General features: G+C 64.1%; 15 protein-coding genes. All 15 read right to left on the bottom strand.

Going from position 1 to position 15,938, the window contains the following annotated elements; all coding sequences use genetic code 11:
• Window positions 1–5 precede the first annotated feature (5 nt).
• Genes ACFPN9_RS15665 through ACFPN9_RS15595 form a run of 15 tightly spaced genes read right to left on the bottom strand, consistent with a single transcriptional unit; the run spans window position 6 to window position 15,841 of the window.
• Window positions 6–839 carry an HpcH/HpaI aldolase/citrate lyase family protein gene (locus tag ACFPN9_RS15665; protein ID WP_067994500.1) on the bottom strand — a complete coding sequence of 278 codons (834 nt, stop codon included), beginning with the start codon at window positions 837–839 and terminating at the stop codon, window positions 6–8.
• A complete protein-coding gene (locus ACFPN9_RS15660; RefSeq protein ID WP_067994504.1) occupies window positions 836–1,696 on the bottom strand; it encodes an HTD2 family dehydratase in 861 nt (286 codons plus the stop codon). The genes ACFPN9_RS15665 and ACFPN9_RS15660 overlap by 4 nt, the downstream gene beginning before the upstream one ends.
• Window positions 1,696–2,853, bottom strand: a complete 1,158-nt coding sequence (locus tag ACFPN9_RS15655) for an acyl-CoA dehydrogenase family protein (protein ID WP_067994507.1) — start codon at window positions 2,851–2,853, stop codon at window positions 1,696–1,698. The genes ACFPN9_RS15660 and ACFPN9_RS15655 overlap by 1 nt, the downstream gene beginning before the upstream one ends.
• Before the next feature lie 7 nt (window positions 2,854–2,860).
• A complete protein-coding gene (locus ACFPN9_RS15650; protein WP_067994509.1) occupies window positions 2,861–3,739 on the bottom strand; it encodes an NAD(P)-dependent oxidoreductase in 879 nt (292 codons plus the stop codon).
• Window positions 3,740–3,749: 10 nt separating this feature from the next.
• Window positions 3,750–4,502, bottom strand: a complete 753-nt coding sequence (locus tag ACFPN9_RS15645; protein WP_067994513.1) for an SDR family NAD(P)-dependent oxidoreductase — start codon at window positions 4,500–4,502, stop codon at window positions 3,750–3,752.
• Between the two features lie 13 nt (window positions 4,503–4,515).
• Window positions 4,516–6,549 (bottom strand): FAD-dependent oxidoreductase, encoded by a 2,034-nt coding sequence (locus ACFPN9_RS15640; RefSeq protein WP_163006270.1) that lies wholly within the window; start codon window positions 6,547–6,549, stop codon window positions 4,516–4,518.
• A 1-nt stretch (window position 6,550) separates the two neighbouring features.
• On the bottom strand, window positions 6,551–7,363 hold the full coding sequence (locus ACFPN9_RS15635) for an enoyl-CoA hydratase/isomerase family protein (protein WP_067994524.1): 813 nt from the start codon (window positions 7,361–7,363) through the stop codon (window positions 6,551–6,553).
• 11 nt (window positions 7,364–7,374) lie between these two features.
• Window positions 7,375–8,154 carry an SDR family oxidoreductase gene (locus tag ACFPN9_RS15630; RefSeq protein ID WP_067994527.1) on the bottom strand — a complete coding sequence of 260 codons (780 nt, stop codon included), beginning with the start codon at window positions 8,152–8,154 and terminating at the stop codon, window positions 7,375–7,377.
• Between the two features lie 4 nt (window positions 8,155–8,158).
• Window positions 8,159–10,096: an AMP-binding protein gene (locus tag ACFPN9_RS15625; protein WP_067994531.1), complete on the bottom strand. Its 1,938-nt coding sequence runs from the start codon at window positions 10,094–10,096 to the stop codon at window positions 8,159–8,161.
• 2 nt (window positions 10,097–10,098) lie between these two features.
• Window positions 10,099–10,821 carry an ABC transporter ATP-binding protein gene (locus ACFPN9_RS15620; RefSeq protein ID WP_067994534.1) on the bottom strand — a complete coding sequence of 241 codons (723 nt, stop codon included), beginning with the start codon at window positions 10,819–10,821 and terminating at the stop codon, window positions 10,099–10,101.
• Window positions 10,811–11,551 carry an ABC transporter ATP-binding protein gene (locus ACFPN9_RS15615; protein WP_067994538.1) on the bottom strand — a complete coding sequence of 247 codons (741 nt, stop codon included), beginning with the start codon at window positions 11,549–11,551 and terminating at the stop codon, window positions 10,811–10,813. The genes ACFPN9_RS15620 and ACFPN9_RS15615 overlap by 11 nt, the downstream gene beginning before the upstream one ends.
• Before the next feature lies 1 nt (window position 11,552).
• Window positions 11,553–12,473 carry a branched-chain amino acid ABC transporter permease gene (locus ACFPN9_RS15610; RefSeq protein WP_067994541.1) on the bottom strand — a complete coding sequence of 307 codons (921 nt, stop codon included), beginning with the start codon at window positions 12,471–12,473 and terminating at the stop codon, window positions 11,553–11,555.
• Window positions 12,466–13,341, bottom strand: coding sequence for a branched-chain amino acid ABC transporter permease (locus ACFPN9_RS15605; RefSeq protein WP_067994544.1), 876 nt, complete (start codon window positions 13,339–13,341; stop codon window positions 12,466–12,468). The genes ACFPN9_RS15610 and ACFPN9_RS15605 overlap by 8 nt, the downstream gene beginning before the upstream one ends.
• A 28-nt stretch (window positions 13,342–13,369) precedes the next feature.
• Complete coding sequence (locus tag ACFPN9_RS15600; RefSeq protein WP_377799788.1) at window positions 13,370–14,557, bottom strand: ABC transporter substrate-binding protein; 1,188 nt, start codon at window positions 14,555–14,557, stop codon at window positions 13,370–13,372.
• A gap of 42 nt (window positions 14,558–14,599) precedes the next feature.
• Complete coding sequence (locus ACFPN9_RS15595; protein ID WP_291548160.1) at window positions 14,600–15,841, bottom strand: CaiB/BaiF CoA transferase family protein; 1,242 nt, start codon at window positions 15,839–15,841, stop codon at window positions 14,600–14,602.
• Between the last annotated feature and the right edge of the window lie 97 nt (window positions 15,842–15,938).

Raw genomic sequence — 15,938 nt, 5'->3', positions numbered from 1 at the left:
ACCTCTTACTGAGATGTCGAGAGGGATGCGTCGAAAACTGCGGCCGGGGCGCTTGGCACCCACTTCAGAATTGATCGCGCTCGGATGCGAACGGGCTCGTCGACCATCGCGCCGTCGATAGCCACTGCGCCGTCGCCGCTGGCCATGACCTTACGAGCCCAGAGGACCTCGGCCTCATCCGGAGCGAAGCCCGCCTGGATCGCGGCTACCTGGCGAGGATGGATGCAGAGCTTTCCAGTGAACCCGAGATCTCGCGCATGGCGCGCATCGCTCGCGATCAACGGGGCGTCGTCGATTGCTGTCGTCACTCCATCGATAGGCTGCGGCAGGCCAGCCAGCCGGGAGGCAACGACAAGCTCAGAACGGGCCAGGAGCAGCGCTTCCCGCGTATGGGCGCATCCAAGATCGGCACTGAAGTCGATGCTCCCGAAAGCGATGCGTGCGACGTTGCATGTGATTGCGATCCGGCGCGCATCGGCAAGCCCCCGCACGCTTTCGATCAAGACGACGACGGGCAGGTCGAGTTGCTCACAGAGCGTCTCAAACTCGGGACCAAACTCCGCTTTCGGAAGGACGACCGCGCTGAAGCCATGCCCTCTCAGCGCCGCGATGTCCCGGTCGTGCCAGGGCGTACCGATCCCGTTGACCCGCACCAGGACCGGCTTGTCGGTGAAGTCACGCTTCAGGGCGGCCCGTGCCTGGTCCTTCCCGTCAGCAGCGACGGCGTCCTCGAGGTCGATGATGATCGCATCGGCGTCGGTCGAAGCCGCTTTCACAAAGCGCTCAGGCCGGTCTCCCGGAACGAAGAGCGCGACGGTGATGTCCGGCAACGCCGTCATTGCCACGACGCCTCGGCTACCATGCACTCTGGACCGTCCTGCCTGGCGGTCCAGAGCTTCAACCCATCGCCCTCGTCGCGCGCGTTGAGTGCGAAGGCGGCATCGTCGAACAGCGGCGACTGGCCACGAAAGCGGAAACGGCTCGGCGGCGAGCCGCGCAGTTCAGTGGCGTAGTTCAGGAGCATCGCAGCCTGCATCGGCCCGTGGACGACGAGAGCCGGATATCCCTCGACCTCCGTCGAGTAGCGCCGGTCGTAATGGATGCGATGGGCGTTGAAGGTCAGCGCCGAATAGCGAAGCAGCAGCGGAGGCTCAATTTTCATCGGACGCCGATATGTGCCCGCTTCAGCCGGTGGCGGCGTCTTCGGTGTGGCTCCGGTAGCCTCCAGATTCCGATAGACGATGTCCTGCCGCTCTTCGAGCACGAGCCGTCCGTTCCCCTCGATCTGATGCTGCACGGTGACGAAGCAAAGCGCCCCTGTCCGCCCTTCCTTGTAGACAACGTCCGCGATGCGGGAGATCCGCCTCACCTCGTCGCCAACCCGCAGATCGCCGTGGAAGCTCTGACTGCTGCCTGCCCACATGCGACGCGGCAAGGGCACCGGTGGAAGGAAGCCACCGCGTTCGGGATGGCCGTCCGGTCCGAGCTGTGCAGTCGGGACCGCAGGCTGGGCCAGGCAGACATGGATCATTCGGGGCGCAATCTTGCCGCGCTTCGGCGCTTCTCCGGGAAGGTCGAAGGTCGCGTGATACTTTCGCGCGAGGTCCTCGGTCAGGACGTCCGAGCCAAGATCCTCGCGGCCTATCCAGTTTCGAAGATGGTCGATATCGACAGTAAGCGCTTCGACCGCGGTCATCAGTATGACCTCGGCATGCCGAGCACATGCTCCGCGAGAAACGAGAGGATCAGGTTCGTTGAGATCGGTGCGACCTGATAGAGGCGCGTCTCGCGGAACTTGCGCTCGACGTCATACTCTTCGGCGAACCCGAAGCCGCCATGGGTCTGGATGCAGGCATTGGCGGCCTCGAAAGACGCATCTGCCGCGAGCATCTTGGCCATGTTGGCCTCGGCGCCCGGATTGGCTCCGGCCTCGTAGAGCCGGATCGCCTCGCGCACCATCAGCTCCGCGGCGCGCATGTTGGCGTAGGCCTTGGCGATCGGAAACTGGATGCCCTGGTTCTGACCGATCGGTCGTCCGAAGACGTGGCGCTCCTTGGCGTAGTTCGACGCCTTGTCGATGAACCATTTCGCGTCACCGACGCACTCCGACGCGATCAGGATGCGTTCTGCGTTCATGCCCGACAGGATGTAGCGGAAGCCCTTGCCCTCCTCGCCGACGAGGTTTGCGGCCGGGACCTTCACATTGTCGAAGAAGACCTCGGTGGTGGCGTGGTTCATCATCGTGCGGATTGGCCGGATGGTCAGGCCGTCCTTCAGCGCTTCTCGCATGTCGAGAATGAAGACCGAGAGCCCATCGGTGCGCTTCGCCACCTGGTCTCGCGGGGTGGTGCGAGCCAGAAGCAGCATCAGGTCAGACTGCTCGGCGCGGCTCGTCCAGATCTTCTGGCCGTTCACGACGTAATGGTCGCCCTCGCGACGGGCAGTCGTCCTCAGTGCCGTCGTGTCCGTGCCACTGGTTGGCTCGGTAACGCCGAAGGCCTGAAGGCGAAGCTCGCCCGAGGCGACCTTGGGGAGATAGCGCTGCTTCTGGTCCTCAGTGCCATGTCGCAGCACCGTGCCCATCACATACATCTGGGCATGGCAGGCGGCGCCATTGCAGCCCTGTCGCTGGATCTCCTCCATGATGACGGCCGCCGCCGATAGCGGCAGACCGGCCCCGCCGTATTCCTCGGGGATGAGCGCCGACAGGAAGCCGCTTTCCGTCAGAGCCGAAACGAACTCCGTCGGATAGGCCATCTCCCGGTCGTGCTTGCGCCAGTACTCGCCCGGAAAATCGGAGCAGAGCTTCGCGACGGCGTCGCGGATCTCTGAGTGATCGGAAGCATGCTGCATGATGGCCTCAGGACTGTCGTGGGGCGGTCGCGACCGCGCGCCAGGTCTGGAATGTTTCGTCGCCAACCCCATCGAGCACCGCTTGCAGGGCGCTCGTCATCGGGAGGGGGCCGGCGGCTTCCCCGATCGAAAGCGCAAGGTCGATGTCCTTGCGCAGGATGGCTTGGAGGGAATCGAAATCCGCGCGGGTTGCCGTCCAGGCGTCATAAGCCTCGCCTGCATCGTTCGGGCGGACGGTGAAGAAGTTGCGCCCTGTGCTGGCTTCGAATACCGGAATAGCATCCGGCAGCGCGATGCCGTTTTCGCCGGCAATGCGATAGGCTTCGGCCGCGATCATCAGCGTGGTGATGCCCACAAGATTGTTGACGATCTTGGTCGCCTGCCCCGCTCCAAGTGGGCCGCAATGGAAGATGCTGCTGCCCATGGACTGCATCAGGGGGCGCAGTTCCGCGCAATCCTCAGCACGCCCTCCCATGATGATGGCGAGGGTCCCATCGCGAGCCTTCAAGGCTCCGCCGCTGATGGGGGCATCGACGACCCGCACGCCGTCAGGTTCAAGTTCCTGCGCGAGCTCGCGCATGGTTTCGGGAGCGATCGTCCCCATGATGACGAGGATCGGCTTGCGGCCGTTGAGCCCGCTGCGCAGGCCGCCTTCCCCCAGCACGACGGAGCGAGCCTGCTCGGGGGTCGCGACCAGGATGATGGCTGCGTCGCAGCCAGCGCAGTCGGCGGCGCGTTCAACGCAGTTGACGCCCAGCGCGGCGAACGGCGCGCGGGCTGCTTCGCTGCGGTCGCAGACCGTAAGGGCGAAGCCCGCCTTATGGATGTTCATGGCCATCGGAGCACCCATGGCTCCGACGCCGATGACGGCGACTGAATTGATCATGGGTTGCGCCTCAGGAAATGGTCACGCCGCTGTCGACAGAGATGACCTGGCCCGTGACCACGCGGGCTTCATCACTGCCGAGGTAGACCGCCATGTCGGCGATATCGAGCGGCCGACAGGGGCCGAGAAGGTGCTGGCCGGCGAGACGCCGCAACTCCTCTCGCTCCTGCAACAGCGCTTCGGCACGCGGTGTCAGAACGAGGCCGGGCGCAATCGCGTTCACGCGAATGTTGTCAGGCGCGTATTCGACGGCCATCGAACGGGTCATCGCCGCGACGCCACCTTTGGCCGCGGTGTAACAATCGCGCTCCGGCAGAGCCATCAAGGCGACCATCGACGAGAGATTGACCACGGCGCCGCCGCCCGAACGAACCATCTCGGGGATCGCATATTTGGAGCACAAGAACGTGCCGTAGAGATCGAGCTTGATGACGCGCCAGAACTCCTCGTCCGGCGCCTCCGTCACACGCGCATCGGCTGAGCTGGATCCGCCGGCGATGTTGCAGAGGATGTCGAGCCTGCCGAACTCCGACACGGTCTTCGCCATCGCGGCCTTGACCTGTTCGGGGTCGGTGATGTCGCACACGAGCGCTAGCCCATTCTCGCCCGCCACGGCCTCTTCCAAGGTTTCATCGAGTGCAGGCCCGCTGATATCGGCCGCGACGATGCGGGCCCCCTCGGCAATGTAGCGGGCGCAAGTCGAGCGTCCGATGCCGCCAGCAGCACCGGTAATGAAAGCAACTTTGCCGGACAGCCTTGCCATGTCGTCCTCCTGTTCAGACCATCCAGCCGGCGCGTTCGCCGTCGAGAATGGCGATGTCCACCTGACGCGGGGCCACGGCATCACCGACGAGCTGGATTTCCAGGTCATTCCCCGCCAGTTCCGAAGCTAGGCTGGCGTTCGCGCTATTGCCCATGGCGAGGATGATCGGGCCGGCATGCTCGATTTCACTGACCGCACCGCCGAAGCGGTCCTCGCAGATCAGTCGCCGTTCCTCGATCGCTGTAACGAAGCGTGTCGGCAGAACCTCGATCCCGAGAGCAGCCAGGCGCCGGTAAAGCGCGGGGGCATGATGGACGGGCAAATCCGCGCCGGCATGCATGTGCGGTGTGACGATGGTGACGGCATGCCCCAGCTCGGCCAACTTCTCCGCGGCCGCTGTTCCGGAGAGATGGGGATCGTCCTCGATCACAATGACTGGGCCGTCGAAGCTCTCAGGTTGAAGAAATGCGTCCCAGACGGTTCGGACGCGCGGGAGTTCGGCGCCGGGAATGCCGGAAGCCCCGGGCCTCAGCGAACTGTACCCGTCGCGGCGTGGCGACGAGCCTGTCGCAAGGACAACGGCTTCGAAAGCGCCGCTCGCCAAAGTCGCCCGGTCCGCCTCGGCATTCAAACGGATGTCGACCTGAAGCCTCTCCAGCATCTTGATTTGCCAGCGGTGAATCTCTGCGAAGCCGCGCCGCGACGTGATCTCGCTGGTCATCAGGTTCTGACCTCCGAGGCGCGCGCCGCGCTCGAAGAGCGTCACGCGATGACCGCGCTCGGCGGCAACACGCGCGGCTGCCAGTCCTGCAGGACCACCGCCCACAACCGCCACGCGTTTGGATCGCGGCGCAGGACGCATGGTCCCGATTCCAATTTGAGCTTCGCGACCGACTGCGGGGTTGTGGACGCAGCCGACGCCACGTCCGCGATCAAGGCCGACGATGCAGGACTGGTTCGAGTAGGTGCAGATGCGGATGCTCTCGCGGTCCCCTCTGGCCGCCTTCAGCGGCAACTCGGGATCAGAGATCAGCGCGCGGGCCATGCCGATGAAGTCGGCGCGGCCGGATGCCAGCACTGCCTCGGCCGCTTCCGGCGTCGCGATACGGGAACTGACGCAAACCGGGAGGCCCTCCACGGCCTGTCGAATGGCTCCCGCCTCGTCAGCAAACTGAGCTTCCGGCGCAGTGATGTCTGCGATCCAGCCGGGATAATGGAGGGAGGTCAGCCCGCTGACATTCAGATAGCTGATGCCTTCCGTCCGAAGACGCGCGGCGATCGCGGTGGCATCGGCAAGCTGAAGTCCACCCGGAACATCATCCCTGCCGTTTACCCGGGCGCCGATAAGGAAATTCGGGCCGACCGCGGCTCGGATTGCTCGAAGCCCTTCGAGCAGGAAGCGCATGCGGTTTTCGAGGGAGCCGCCGTAGTGGTCTGTCCGCTTGTTGGTCGCCGGCGACAGGAATTCGTGCAGCAGGTAGCCTTGAGCCGCAAAAAGCTCGACGCCGTCGGCGCCTGCCTCCTGCATGTTCAGGGCAGCCTCGACCATGGTCGCAACGTATTCAGCGATGTCCTCTTCGCTCATCTCCTTTGGGATCTCTCCGGTTCGCGGACACGGCAGCGGCGATGGAGCGAAGAGCGGGATGCCGAACTGGGTTGTGCCTGGTGACCGCAATTGGCGGCCGCTCATGTTGAGCTGCGAGACGAAGCAGGCTCCCTCGGATTTAATCGCCGAGATCATGCGTTGGTAATGCGGCTGCAGACCGCGATCGTTGGCCAGGTCCAGCCCACCGAGTGCCGTCGTTTCGAGCGCGCCGCCCCAACTCGCGGTTTGGCGCCAGGACGGCGGCATCAGAAAGTTGGACATGACAATGAGGCCGGCGCCGCCCTTCGCGCGCTCGACATGGTAGGCGATCGTGCGCTCGATCGCGGAGCCGTAGCCGGCGCCGAACATCACCGCATGCGGCATCATCGCAATGCGATTGCGCAACGTGACGTGGCCGAGAGCGAGCGGGCTCAGCAGCCTCTCGTAGCCGGCGGCGGGCATCTCAGAACGGCGCCTTCTTCGGGAAGTTGGGCGCTCTCCGCTCGCGGAAGGAGTCCAGCCCCTCCTGCGGGTCGGGACCTGAGAAGCCAAGCATCTCCAATGCGAGCGAGGCATCGAAGGTCGGGCCGGCCATCCGCAGCCAGTTGTTCAGGGCATATTTGGTCCACTGGATCGCGGAAGGCGCGCCTTCGGCAAGCCTCGTGGCCACGGCGAGCGCCTTCTCCTGCAGCTCTTCTTCGTCGACTGCGAGCGCGACGAGCCCCAGTTGCTCGGCCTTCTCGCCGCTCACGGGTTCGTTGAGCAGGAGGTGATACTTGGCCTTGGCCATGCCGCAGAGCAGCGGCCAGATGATTGCGGCATGGTCGCCCGCAGCAACGCCAAGCCGAACATGGCCGTCCACGAGCTTGGCATTCTTGGCCGCGATCGGAATGTCGGAAACCAGGGCGGCGGCAAGACCGGCGCCGACTGCCGCTCCTTGAATGGCCGAAACGATCGGCTTCGAGCAGTTGACGATGTTGTAGACGAGGTCTCTCGCCTCCCGCCACATGTTGGCGCGTTCCTCGAAGCTCTGAGTCAGCTTTTTCACGACCTCGAAGTCGCCGCCGGCAGAGAACGCCTTGCCCTTGGCGCAGAGCAGAACGGCCAGCGTTTCGCGATCTCGATCGACAACGCGCCAGATGTCGGCCAGCTCGCGATGGGCGTCGGCGCCGAGCGAGTTCAAGCTTTCCGGGCGGTTCAGCGTCAGCCGCAGAACGCCTGGAGCGGGCCGATCGCAGAGGATCGATGGAAAGGCGGAATAGGCTTCGAGTGTCATGCTGCCTCCGGTCAGATCGAGCGGCGCGAGGTGATGCCGCCATCGACGGTGATGATGGTGCCGGACGTGTAGGCGGAGCGCGGCGAGGCGAGGAAGGCGAAGAGGTCAGCCACCTCGCGCACGCTCGCTGCGCGGCCAAGCGGATAGGCCGCCAGCAGTTCGACGTAGCGGCTCTCGTCGTCCCACTGCTCGCGAGCGCGCTTCTTCATGATGTTGACGATCCGGTCCGTGGCGACTGGGCCCGGATTGATGCCGAGGACGCGAATGCCGTCATCGAGGCTGCGGCCACCGAGCGCCCGGGAGAAAGCCATCAGGGCAGCGTTGCCGGTCGAACCTGCGATGTAGCGGAAATCGGTGTTCTCGCCGCCATTGCCGATATTGTTGAGGATGACGCCGCCTCCGGCCGCCTTCATCGCTGCGTAGAATTCCCGGCAGAGGTCGATATAGCCGAAGACCTTGACCTCCCAGCCCTCGCGCCAGCGCTCTCCGTCTACCTGCCAGAGATCGCCGCCTGGAATGGCTCCGGCATTGTTGACCAGCACATCGACGCGTCCGGCTGCCTTGCCGATGGCCTCGGCAGCTCCCTTCGCGGCAATGTCCTGCTCCTGAACCACCACCGTGATGCCGTGCTGATCGCGCAGGCGTTCGGCAAGCCTGGTGAGCTTGTCGCCCGAACGCGCGACGAGATGCACGTTGCAACCCTCCTCTGCGAAGACCTCGGCCAGCCCTTCGCCGATGCCCTGCGAGGCACCGGTGATCACGACTTTCTGGCCGCGCAATTGCAGATCCATGGCTTCAGGCTCCTTGGCGGACGATGCGCTCGATGTCGGCGATCGCTTCCGGGTTGACGAGAGAGGAGAGGTCTCCCGCGGGGGAGCCGGAATAGACGCTGCGGATCACGCGACGCATGATCTTGGAGCTGCGGGTCTTCGGCAGTTGAGGCACGACGAAGACAGCCCGGGGCGCAAATGGCTTGCCCAGCCTTTCCTGGATTCGTGCTGTTGCGAGCTTGAGGATGTCGTCGGCCGGCCCTGAGCACGTGAGGAAGGCAATGAGCGCCTGGCCCTTGACCGGATCCTCGGCGCCGATCACCGCGGCTTCGATGACACCTTCGATCTCGACCAGGATTTCCTCGACCTCAGCTGGGCCGACGCGCTTTCCCGCGACCTTGATGGTGTCGTCCGAACGCCCGAGGAGGAGATAGTGTCCCTCCCCGGCTCGCATCGCGAGGTCACCGTGGATCCAGACGCCGGGCACAGTGCTCCAATAAGTTTCGAGATATCGCTGCTCGTCCTGCCAGAAGCTCGCAGTCATGCCCACGAAGGGCGCGAGCACCGCGAGCTCTCCAATCGCGCCGGTCAGAGGTTGACCTGCGGGATCGAGCACATCGACCGCAACCCCTGGCGAGCGTGTGTTGAAGCCCGCGGGTACTATCGGCTTGGTCACGACGCTGGAAAGCAGGCAGCCCGAGACTTCCGTTCCGCCCGTATAGTTGATCAGCGGGCACTCACTCCGCCCGAAAGCCCGTTCGAACCAGACGAAATGTTCGGCGGCGATGCTTTCGCCGGCTGTAATCAGAAGACGAAGCGATGACAGATCGGGCGCGGTGCTGACCGCCTCGTTCGAAGCCAGGCCGCGGATCAGTGTCGGCGCGGAGCCGTAGTGAGTGACGCGATAGGTCTCAATCAACCGGCCCATCCGCGACCAGTCGGGGTAGTCAGGGGCGCCGTCGTAGCAAACCAGGGTCGCGCCGCGGAGAAGCGCCGAACCAAGAATGAGCGAGCCCGCGATCCAGCCCATGTCAGCCGGCCAACAAAAGACGTCGCCTGCTCCCACGTCGAAGTGAACCGCAGAGTCGTGTGCGATCTTGATTGGGAAGCCGCCATGCACATGGACGGCTCCCTTGGGCTTCCCAGTCGTCCCCGAGGTGAAGATCACCATGAAAGGGTCGTTCGGCGACATCCGTGCAGACGGCGGCGCACTGTGCGGGCTTTGCCGCACCAATTGCCAATCGAGGTAATCCGCATCGGCATCCGTCGGAGCAGTATCCTCGGGGGACCGCTTCAACGCGACGAGCTCCAGGTTCGGCAGCTCCTTCCTGACGGACGCAATGGTGTCGCGCGTCGAGATAAACCGTCCGCGCCGCTGAAAGCCGGTCGTAGCCAGCAGCGCCCTGGCTCCGCAGGATCCGAGACGGGCCACAATGGCATCGGTTCCGAAGCCGCTAAAGAGCGGAACGACGATTGCGCCAATATACGAGACGGCAAGCAGCGAGACCGAGGCCTCGATGCCGTTCTCCATCAGCAGACCAACGCGGTCACCACGCTTCAGCCCAAGGCGGAGCAACCCGGCAGCAAGGCTGCGGACTTCATCCTTCAATTCCTGGTAAGTGACCTCGCGGACCGAGCCATCCTCGCGCTCTGCGATGATAGCCGTCCGGGCCGCCCATTCGGGATTGTCCAGGATCGTGTCGACCCAGTTGAGCTCACCGCCGACGAACCAGGCAGGGAACGGAGCGCCACGAGACAGGTCGCAGTAGCGGTCGTAGTCGCGGCTCCAGCGGATATTGCAGAAGCTCGTAACCTCGCGCCAATACCGCTCCGGTTCGGCCAGCGACAAATCATAGAGTGCGTCGATGTCCGTCGCGCCAAGGCGTTTGGATAGGGCGGTCACCTGAGCACGGTCGATATAGTCGGCGGTAGGCTGCCAGATGTCGTTGCTGTCGAGCGCCATGGTCAGATTCCCAGATAGGCCCGTTGCACCTCAGGGCTCTGCGCGAGCACGCTCGCGGAGTCCTCGGCGGTGATTGCGCCGCCCTCGAGGATGTAGGCGCGGTCGGCGATGGCGAGCGCGGTTTCCGCGTTCTGTTCAACGAGCAGGATGTTCACGCCGGTTTCGGCAACCGTTTTGATCATATCCGCGATGCGGTCGACGATCGCCGGGGCGAGCCCGATTGTCGGCTCGTCCAGGAGCAGGATGCGCGGGGCGCTCATCAAGGCACGAGCCACCGCAATCATCTGCTGCTGGCCACCGCTGAAGGTCGAGGCCTGCGTCGCGAGCCGATCCCTCAGTTCCGGAAAGAGCGAAATCACGCGGTCGAGATCGCGCTTCACCGCTGCGGTGTCGTTGCGCGCGAAGGAGCCCAGCTCCAGGTTCTCAAGCATCGTCATCTCGCCGAAGAGGCGCCGCCCCTCCGGCACCACGGACAATCCTTTCCGCACGAGACGGTCCGGGGACATGCCGGTGACGTTCTCCCCGAAGAGATGGACGCTCCCGGCGCTGGGGCGCACTAGGCCGCAGATCGTCTTGATCAGCGTCGACTTGCCCGCACCGTTCGCGCCGATCAGCGTGACGATCTCGCCGATGCCGACAGTGATGGTGACGTCGTTCAATGCGGGAACAACGCCATAGCGAGCCGAGAGGCCCGCGACCTTGAGGGGAAGCGCTTCAGTGCTCATGGCGATGCCCTAGATAGGCCTCGATGACCTTTTGATCGGCGCGGATCTCCGATGGCGTGCCGGTTGCGAGATGCTGGCCGTGATGCAGCACGACGATGCGGTCACAGACACGCATCACCGCCTTCATGTTGTGCTCGACGAGCAGGACCGAGCAGCTGAATTCGTCCCGAATGCGTTCCAGAACGGCCAGCGTATTGGCGACCTCTGTCTGGTTCAGACCCGTCAGAGGTTCGTCGAGGCAGAGCAGCTTGGGGCGTGCCGCAAAGGCGATGCCGATGGAGACGAGGCGCTGCAGGCCGTGAGGGAGATTGCCGGCCTCCTCCGCGAGATAAGCGGTGAGCCCCAGCATCTCGGCGGTTTCCGCCACGCGCGCACGCCGTTGGGCACTTCCGCGGACGCCGTGAATGGTGCCCAGCAGAATGTTGTCGCCGACCGTCATGCTGCGCATGAGGCTGCCGTGCTGGAAGGTCCGAACCAGGCCAAGGCGGCTGATAGCCAGAGGCGACCGACCGGTGCAGTTCTCACCAAAGACAAAGAGCTCGCCGGCTGACGGCTTATAGAAGCCGCTGATCAAATTGAAGGTCGTGCTCTTGCCAGCACCGTTGGGGCCAATGAGTCCGAGAATCTCACGGGGGCGAATCTCCAGATCGAGATCGGAGACCGCGACCAGGCCGCCGAAGCGGCGTGTCAGACCCTTGGTGCGCAGCAGGGGTTGTTGCTCTGCCAGCATCTCAGTGTCCCCCTCCGGCTTGGGGCCGCTTACCGCTCACTAGTCCGGTGACGCCGTGGGGCAGCAGCAGGACCGCCAGCACGATCGCCGCGCCGTAGAAGATGTGCTCCCCTCCTCCGAGGCCGAGCGCATAGCTGCCGAGCACGACGAGCAGCGCGGTTCCCAAGAGCGGGCCGATGATGCTGCCCTCTCCGCCGACCTTGACGTACGCCAGGGCGAATGCCGCAACGAGGAAGCTGAAATCGCCGGGGCTGATCACATTGTTGGCGAAGGCGTGCAGGCTTCCGGCCATGCCGGCTGCGGCAGAGGCCGTTGCGAAGCAGGCGATCTTCACCAGCAGGATGTTGAGGCCGACCGTCCTGGCAACATTTTCGTTGTCGCGGATCGCGGTCAGGATCTTCCCGAAGTCAGAACGCTCCAGAGCATAGAGCCCGAGGATAAGCAGGGCTGCGACCGCGACGATAAAGGTGGGCATCCAGCCATCCAGGATCATCGGCGGAAAGATCCCGACCATCCCGGAGGTGCCGCCGAGCGCGATGCTCTTTGAGTAGAGAATGCGGACAGCTTCAGTGAACGCGAAGCCGATCAGGAGAAAGTAAGGCCCCTTGGTCCGGAGTGTGATGTAGCCGAAGAGGATCGAGACGAGGCCGGCCATGACGCCGCCGGCCAGCAGGGCGAGCAGGAACGGCCAGTTCAGGATTGTGAGCGTTGCCCCGGTGGTATAGGCGCCGATGCCGACGAACGCTGCGGTGGCGAAGTTCAGTTCGCCCATCAACATGACGAAGCGCAGGCTGACCGCCGTTAGCGCACCGATTGCGATGAGATTGGCCACGCTCGCAATATAGGGATCGCGAACAAAAGCGGTGCCCGCGAGGACGATAGCGATCCCGCCCAGCCAGTAAGGAAGCTTCACATCAACCATGGCCGAGAAGCCCCTTCGGCCGCACCAGCAGAACGGCGATGACGAGGAGGAAAATGGCAACTGTGGCGGAGCTCGGGTCGAAGTAGAAGCTGCCGAAGGTCTCGATCCCGGCGACGAACAACCCGCCAAGGATCGCACCTGGAACACTGCCGAGCCCGCCTACGATGACCGCGATGAAGCCCTTGATCAGATAGTCGGCGCCGATCACCGGCGAGACGATGGTCACCGGGGCGATCAGTGCCCCGGCAAGGGCTGCGAGACCGGATGCAATCATGAAGCCGGCGAGCGCCATGCGGTTGTAGGGGACGCCCTGCAGCATGGCAGCCTCGTGGTCGATCGAGACAGCTCTCAGGGCCTTGCCAAGCTTGGTTCGCGTGAGCGCCCAGTAGAGCGAGGCGGTGATCAGGATCGCTGCGATGCACAAGGCAAAGCGCTGATTAGTGATAGCCGCCCCGAAGATGGAGATGTTGCCAGGAAAAATCTCCGGCACGGGCCTCACCGCCCCGCCGAAGACTTTGAGCAGCACGCCGTCGAGCAGCAGAACGAGGCCGATCGACAGGATGAAAGACCCAACCATGTCGCGTTGGAAAAACCGGAAACCGGTCACGTACATCAGAAGCCCGAGCGCCATAGCGATCGCGATGCCCCCCACCGCTGCCAGCAGATAAGCTGGCAGGATGGGGAGACCATTGCCTGCCAGCCAAGGCACCGCCCAGGCCACCGCCAACGCAGAGACGGCGAACAGGTGCCCATGGGCGAAGTTCACGATCCGCATGACCCCGAAAATCAGGGTCAGGCCGAGCGAGAACAGGATGTAGACGGCGCCGATCTGCAGGCTCGTCAGGGTGAGCTGTATCGCGGTTTGCATGGTGGGCGTGCCTGGCTTGGTCTGGAGGTCACTTGCCCGAGGGCACGAGACGGGTCTTTTCGACCAGGTTGCCGTCTTTCACCTGAGTGATCGTCACGGGCAGGCGCATCTGCTGGCGGGACCCGTAGGTGTCCGTGCCGTAGAAATCGACCTTGCTGCCGTAGAACGAGGTGAAGGAGACATCGGCCATCACGGCCGCGACCTTCTTGGGATCGATCGACTGCGCCTTCTCGATGCCCGCCTTCAGAGCGTAGACGGAGTCGTAGAAGCCGATCTGAATCGAGTTGAGCGACTCACCAAGGACGCCCCGAGCCTCTTCGTTCGTGGCCTTCTGCTGGCCGGTCATGGCCGGGCTGTCGAAGGTGATGGCCGCACCCATGTAGACGTCTTCGATCGCCTTACCGCCAGTCGCCTTGAGACCGTCGATACCGGTGCCGACTGCGACGATCTTGACGCCCTTCCAGCCGAGAACATCCAGTTCGCGCAGGACGGCCCCGGCATCGGCCGGCGGCATCGAGGCCAGATCGACCATGTCAGGCTTGAGAGAGGCGATGCGAGCCGCGATCGGCTGGAACTCGGTCGTCCCGCGCTCGTAGAAGTCGCTCGACAGAATCTTGATGTTGTTGCCGACCCAGGCCCTGTTAGCGACGCCTTCGGTTTCGCGACCGGTCGCGTCATTCGGGTTGAGCATCACGACCGACTTGGCCTGCGGATGCTGCTCAAGAACGTACTTGAACATCGGCGGAATGATCTCGAACGCCGTATTCATCTGGGTGTAGGTCAGCGGGAACTTCGGGCCCTTGATGCTGAAGCCCCAGGCGGTCGTGAACATCAGCACGCCCTGCCGCTCGGCGAGCGACTGCAGCGCCTGCACGGGAGCTGTTCCAAGGCTGCCGCCGATGAACTTCACGCCGTCGCGGTTGAGGAGCGTCTGCGCGACGCGCGTGCCCTCGGCAGCGTTGTACTTGTTGTCATAGGCGAGGCATTCGAAGTTGTAGGTCTTGCCCTCGGCTTTGACGCCGCCGGCTTGCGCGATCTCCTGCGCCGCCTTCTTGCACATGAACTCCGACCCCTTGCCCCAGATCGCTCCAGAGCCCGACAGGGGAACGGAAAGTCCAAGCTTGATCGTCTCCTGAGCCTGCACTCCGCCGAGGCTGGCGAGCAGCCCAAGCGAGGTCCCCAGTCCGAGAAGCTTCATCCGTGCCGTAAACGTCATTTCCTCTCCTCCACTTCCGAGCTTCGGTTGATTCCGTGCCCGCTATCGATGTGTCGTGCTGCCAGTCGCTAAGCCCGTGAGGCCGGTAATTTCGTCCGGTTCGTAGCCGAGCGAGGCCAAGAGCTCTGCTGAATCGGCGCCAAGCTTCGGCGCAGGCCGGTGCTCGGGCCGCAGCGCAGCTGTTCGGACAGCGTTTGCGACGATTGGTATCTGGCTCGCGCCGTCCGGCGCCGGCTCCAATGAAAAGAAGCCGCCATTGGCATTCTCGGGAGCCACGAGAGCCTCGGCCGGGGTCAGGGCCCGGCAGGCCGGAATCTTGGCGGCTTCAAGCTCTGCCAGACATTCATCGGACGAGCGCGACGAGCACCAGTCAGCCATGACCGCACTCAGAGCCTCGCCGTTCTCGCCCCGGCCGATATCGGAGGTGAAACGCGGGTCCGCCAGCAAGTCAGGGCGGCCGACGAACTGCACCCAGCGGCGAAACATGCCGTCACCGATGACCTGGATCATCAGCCAGCCGTCGCGAGTCTGGAAAAGATCAGATGGGCCAGCGATCGGGCTGCGGTTGCCGATCGGCTTGCGGCTGCGCGCGCCGGCCGCCTCCTCGATCAGCATCGGATTGGTCATCGTCAGCGCCGTTCCCAGCAGCGATGCCTGGACATGCTGGCCTCGCCCGGTGCCACGCCGCTCATACAGCGCCGACAAGGTCGCAAAGGCAGCTGACATTCCGGTGGCGTAATCGACATACGAGACAGCGGCCCGGATGGGACGCTCACCAGTCCCGCTCAAAGCCATAGCGCCGCTGAGCGCTTGTCCCGTGCCGTCGAAGCCGATGCGGTCGCGACTGTCTCCCTCCGGCCCGTAGGCACTGATCGTGCAGAGCACGATGTCGGGGCGGATAGCCTTTAGAGTATCGTAGTCCAGGCGCGCGCGGCGCAAGGCGGCCGGCGGCAGATTGACAATGACGGCGTCCGCGGTTGCGACCAGCTTCTCGAATGCCGCCCTCCCGCTCTCGGTATCGAGGTCGAGCGCGAGCGACTTCTTGTTGCGATTCATCTGAAGATACAGCGCACCCCGACCCGGCTGGCCGATCGGCATCACTTCGCGATCGGGAGCGCCGGTGGGCGGCTCGATGCGGATAACCTCCGCCCCGTGATCGGCCAGCAATGCTGCGCAGAACGGCCCCGCGATATAGCGACCGAGATCGAGCACGCGCAGGCCCGAAAGGCCCGCTTCCACGCCAGATGCGCCGTTAACGCCTATCGGGAGTTCGGTCCCGTCCACCACTTTCCTCACCCTTATTTTCTGCGAAGGGGGCTTTCCATCGCTTGCTTTGACGTGTTAGTCATTCTCTATGCTGAATGACATTCACAGTTTCTTG

This window comes from Allobosea massiliensis (assembly GCF_042655245.1).
GTDB lineage: Bacteria > Pseudomonadota > Alphaproteobacteria > Rhizobiales > Beijerinckiaceae > Allobosea > Allobosea massiliensis.
The sequence above is the reverse complement of the archived record's forward strand: the minus strand, read 5'-3'. Positions and strand labels throughout refer to the sequence as shown.

Bases quoted from the DNA above. Each gene is read 5' to 3' on its own strand.
- ACFPN9_RS15665 (WP_067994500.1), bottom strand. From the start codon at position 839: ATGACGGCGTTGCCGGACATCACCGTCGCGCTCTTCGTTCCGGGAGAC.
- ACFPN9_RS15660 (WP_067994504.1), bottom strand. From the start codon at position 1,696: ATGACCGCGGTCGAAGCGCTTACTGTCGATATCGACCATCTTCGAAAC.
- ACFPN9_RS15655 (WP_067994507.1), bottom strand. From the start codon at position 2,853: ATGCAGCATGCTTCCGATCACTCAGAGATCCGCGACGCCGTCGCGAAG.
- ACFPN9_RS15650 (WP_067994509.1), bottom strand. From the start codon at position 3,739: ATGATCAATTCAGTCGCCGTCATCGGCGTCGGAGCCATGGGTGCTCCG.
- ACFPN9_RS15645 (WP_067994513.1), bottom strand. From the start codon at position 4,502: ATGGCAAGGCTGTCCGGCAAAGTTGCTTTCATTACCGGTGCTGCTGGC.
- ACFPN9_RS15640 (WP_163006270.1), bottom strand. From the start codon at position 6,549: ATGCCCGCCGCCGGCTACGAGAGGCTGCTGAGCCCGCTCGCTCTCGGC.
- ACFPN9_RS15635 (WP_067994524.1), bottom strand. From the start codon at position 7,363: ATGACACTCGAAGCCTATTCCGCCTTTCCATCGATCCTCTGCGATCGG.
- ACFPN9_RS15630 (WP_067994527.1), bottom strand. From the start codon at position 8,154: ATGGATCTGCAATTGCGCGGCCAGAAAGTCGTGATCACCGGTGCCTCG.
- ACFPN9_RS15625 (WP_067994531.1), bottom strand. From the start codon at position 10,096: ATGGCGCTCGACAGCAACGACATCTGGCAGCCTACCGCCGACTATATC.
- ACFPN9_RS15620 (WP_067994534.1), bottom strand. From the start codon at position 10,821: ATGAGCACTGAAGCGCTTCCCCTCAAGGTCGCGGGCCTCTCGGCTCGC.
- ACFPN9_RS15615 (WP_067994538.1), bottom strand. From the start codon at position 11,551: ATGCTGGCAGAGCAACAACCCCTGCTGCGCACCAAGGGTCTGACACGC.
- ACFPN9_RS15610 (WP_067994541.1), bottom strand. From the start codon at position 12,473: ATGGTTGATGTGAAGCTTCCTTACTGGCTGGGCGGGATCGCTATCGTC.
- ACFPN9_RS15605 (WP_067994544.1), bottom strand. From the start codon at position 13,341: ATGCAAACCGCGATACAGCTCACCCTGACGAGCCTGCAGATCGGCGCC.
- ACFPN9_RS15600 (WP_377799788.1), bottom strand. From the start codon at position 14,557: ATGACGTTTACGGCACGGATGAAGCTTCTCGGACTGGGGACCTCGCTT.